The following is a 3,234-nucleotide window of genomic DNA, read 5'->3' on the forward strand; positions in this document are numbered from 1 at the left end:
GTCGAGCGACAGCACGGTCGCCCCGGCCCGCCGCGCGTCGTGCACCCGCTCCAGGAGCCCGGCGTCCGGCCGCTCCGGCGCCACCACCAGCAGCGTCTCCCCGCGCCCCGCCGCCTCCAGCCGCCCCAGGCCGACGGCCAGATGGGCCGGATCCCCGTCCCGCACCCGGTGCCGTACGAGCGTCGGATTCAGCTCGGGCTGCCCGGACCACGCGGCCTCGTCCACCAGATGCGCGGCCAGGTGCCACGGCTCGTACGCCTCGGTCCCCACCAGCAGCAGCCCCCCGCCGTGCGGCACCACGGAGGACCGCAGGGCCCCCGCGAACCCCCGGGTCGCCGACAGCCACTCCGTACCGGCCAGGACTTCACGCAACAGCGCGACACGTACGGCATCCATGGGGCGCATCCTGCCCGACCCCGTACCCCCGCCGCCCCCACTCCACCGCACCTCACCCGAACGGGACGCGGACCGGCCGAGGCCGGTGTGGACAGTGCGACAAGTAGGCTCCGCCGTATGACTTCTAGTGACAGTGGCAGCGCGCCCAAGCCCCCCGCCAAGGACCCCTGGGACCTTCCCGACGTGTCGGGTCTGGTGGTCGGTGTGCTCGGGGGTACGGGGGACCAGGGGCGGGGGCTCGCCTACCGGCTGGGGCGGGCCGGGCAGAAGGTGATCATCGGGTCCCGCGCGGCGGACCGGGCGGCGGCCTCGGCGGCGGAACTGGGGTACGGCGTCGAGGGCGCCGACAACGCGGAGTGCGCCCGGCGCAGCGACGTGGTGATCGTCGCCGTCCCGTGGGACGGGCACGCCACGATCCTCGCGTCCCTCCGCGAGGAGCTGGCGGGCAAGCTTGTCATCGACTGCGTGAACCCGCTGGGCTTCGACAAGAAGGGCGCCTACGCCCTCACCCCGGAGGAGGGCAGCGCGGCCGAGCAGGCCGCGGCCCTGCTGCCGGACTCCCGGGTGACCGCCGCGTTCCACCACCTCTCCGCGCCGCTGCTCCAGGACCCGGCGGTCGAGGAGATCGCAACGGACGTGATGGTGCTGGGCGAGGTCCGCGCGGACACGGACATCGTGCAGGCGCTGGCGGCGCGGATCCCGGGGATAAGGGGGGTCTTCGCGGGGCGGCTGCGCAACGCGCACCAGGTGGAGTCGCTGGTGGCGAACCTGATCTCGGTCAACCGCCGGTACAAGGCACACGCGGGCCTGCGGGTGACGGACGTCTGACGGTCCCCGGAGCCGGGTGCGGGCCCGGGGTGGGGGAGACTGGGCCCGTACGACCTGTAGGACCCGTACGACCCGTATGACCGGCGCCGCGCAGCGAGCGGTGCCCCGCAGGAAGCACTACCGCCCCGCTCGCCCCCGACAGGAGCCGACCGCCATGCCCCGCCTCGCTCTGTACTCCCTCGCCGTCTGCGCCCTCGCCGTGATCGCGGCGGTGGTCTCCTTCGTCCAGGGCAGCTTCCTCGGGGTCGTGTGGCTGCTGCTGGCGGGGCTCTCGTCCAACATGGCGTGGTACTACCTGCGCCGGGCGAAGGCGCGGCGGGCGGCGGGCGGGGTGTCGGCGGCGGGCTGAGGCGCCTTGCCGCCCCTCTTCGCCGCGCCCCCTCGCTGTCTTTCCCCGTCTTTACTGCGGCTGGCAGAACGGACTCTGGTCGTTCCAGAACCGGTAGAGGTTCTGGCCGCAGGCGGTGATGTTCGTGTCGGCCGGGATGCCGAGGCCGCTCAGGACGGTGTCGACCAGGTCGAAGAAGCCCGCGTTGACGGCCGGGATGAAGAGGATGCCGAAGACGGCGAGCAGTCCGAACTGCCCGTACGGCTCCACCTGCCTGCGGATCTTGTACGAGAGCCAGGGCTCGATGACGCCGTAGCCGTCGAGGCCGGGGACCGGCAGGAAGTTCAGGATCGCGGCGGTGATCTGGAGCAGCGCGAGGAAGCCGAGCGCGTAGACGAAGGTGACGGGGACGCCGTCCAGCGCGTGCAGCCAGAACGGCGCGGTGCACACGAGCGCGAACAGGACGTTGGTCAGGGGGCCCGCCGCCGAGATCAGGCTGTGCTTCCAGCGGCCGTGGATGCGGTTGCGCTCGATGAAGACGGCGCCGCCCGGCAGGCCGATCCCGCCCATGATCACGAAGAGCACCGGCAGCACGATGCTGAGCAGGGCGTGGGTGTACTTGAGCGGGTTGAGGGTGAGATAACCCTTGCCGCCGATGGAGATGTCACCGCTGTGCAGGGCGGTGCGGGCGTGCGCGTACTCGTGCAGGCAGAGGGAGACGACCCAGGCGGCGGTGACGAAGAGAAAGACGGCGACCCCGGGGTTGGCGGAGAAGTCCGTCCACACGGCCCATCCCGACACCGCCATGACGGCGGCGATCCCGAGGAAGACCGGGGAGATCCGCCGATCGCTGCTGCGGGTGGCTGCGGTGGTCATGGGTGGGTCTCCTGGAAGGTGGGAGCCGGTGCTTGCGGATGCGGCTTGCCGGTGCGGAACGACCGTACTCGTGACGGCGGGGGAACGTCCCGCCGGGCACGGCGGTTCCCGAGGCGCGGGCGGGGACGCCCGGCCGGCGCGTGCGGGTGCACGGTGCGGGGCCGGCCTTCTCCCTGGTGGGCCTCGGGCCCGCCGGGGCTTCGCGCCCTTCCGTCGGAGGCTCTGGGCGCCTGCGGTGCGGGCGTGGCGGGGACGCTCCGCGAGCGGTGTACGCGGCCCCGCCGACTTCGTGGATTTCGCCGGGCGGGGACAATGGGCGCATGCGCTACCGACTCCTCGGCACCGCCCAGGCTTTTCACGACGACGGGACTCCCGTCGCGCTCGGTGGTGCGCGGTTGCGTGCGTTGCTGACCGTGCTCGCGCTACGGGCCGGGCGCAGCGTCCCCGTCGGGGTGCTGGTGGGCGAGGTGTGGGACGGGGATCCGCCGGCGGACGCCGTCGCGGCGCTCCAGGCGCTGGTCGGGCGCCTGCGGCGGGCGCTCGGGCACGACGCGGTGGTGTCCTCGGAGGGCGGGTACCGGCTGACCGCCGACGAGGACGACGTGGACCTGCACCGTTTCGGCCGCCTCGCGGCGGAGGGCGCGCGGGCGCTGGAGGACGGGGACGCGGGCAAGGCCGCCGTACTCCTGGACGAGGCGCTCGCCCTCTGGCACGGCCCCGCGCTCGCCGATCTGCCCGACCGGGCGTCGGAGTCCCTGCGCTGGGACACCCGCCGGCTGGAGGCCCGCAGGGCCCGGCTGACGGCC

General features: G+C 73.7%; 5 protein-coding genes. 3 read left to right on the plus strand and 2 right to left on the minus strand.

Going from position 1 to position 3,234, the window contains the following annotated elements:
- Positions 1 to 396 (minus strand): hypothetical protein (locus GT042_RS15735; RefSeq protein WP_161309339.1); only part of this gene is annotated, 396 nt, incomplete at its 3' end.
- Positions 397 to 513: 117 nt separating this feature from the next.
- Here GT042_RS15735 and npdG point away from each other — a divergent pair.
- A complete protein-coding gene (gene npdG, locus GT042_RS15740) occupies positions 514 to 1,224 on the plus strand; it encodes an NADPH-dependent F420 reductase (protein ID WP_161309340.1) in 711 nt (236 codons plus the stop codon).
- A 154-nt stretch (positions 1,225 to 1,378) separates the two neighbouring features.
- Complete coding sequence (locus GT042_RS15745; RefSeq protein WP_161309341.1) at positions 1,379 to 1,573, plus strand: hypothetical protein; 195 nt, start codon at positions 1,379 to 1,381, stop codon at positions 1,571 to 1,573.
- A gap of 51 nt (positions 1,574 to 1,624) precedes the next feature.
- Here GT042_RS15745 and GT042_RS15750 read toward each other — a convergent pair whose 3' ends face one another.
- Positions 1,625 to 2,428: a site-2 protease family protein gene (locus GT042_RS15750; RefSeq protein WP_161309342.1), complete on the minus strand. Its 804-nt coding sequence runs from the start codon at positions 2,426 to 2,428 to the stop codon at positions 1,625 to 1,627.
- A 320-nt stretch (positions 2,429 to 2,748) separates the two neighbouring features.
- Here GT042_RS15750 and GT042_RS15755 point away from each other — a divergent pair.
- Positions 2,749 to 3,234: BTAD domain-containing putative transcriptional regulator (locus tag GT042_RS15755; protein WP_202532835.1), on the plus strand; the 486-nt coding region annotated here is incomplete at its 3' end.

Source organism: Streptomyces sp. SID3212 (genome assembly GCF_009865405.1).
Classification (GTDB): domain Bacteria; phylum Actinomycetota; class Actinomycetes; order Streptomycetales; family Streptomycetaceae; genus Streptomyces.

Excerpts from the sequence above, each read along its gene's own strand:
- GT042_RS15745 (WP_161309341.1), top strand. The coding sequence starts at position 1,379 with ATGCCCCGCCTCGCTCTGTACTCCCTCGCCGTCTGCGCCCTCGCCGTG.
- npdG (WP_161309340.1), top strand. The coding sequence starts at position 514 with ATGACTTCTAGTGACAGTGGCAGCGCGCCCAAGCCCCCCGCCAAGGAC.
- GT042_RS15750 (WP_161309342.1), bottom strand. The coding sequence starts at position 2,428 with ATGACCACCGCAGCCACCCGCAGCAGCGATCGGCGGATCTCCCCGGTC.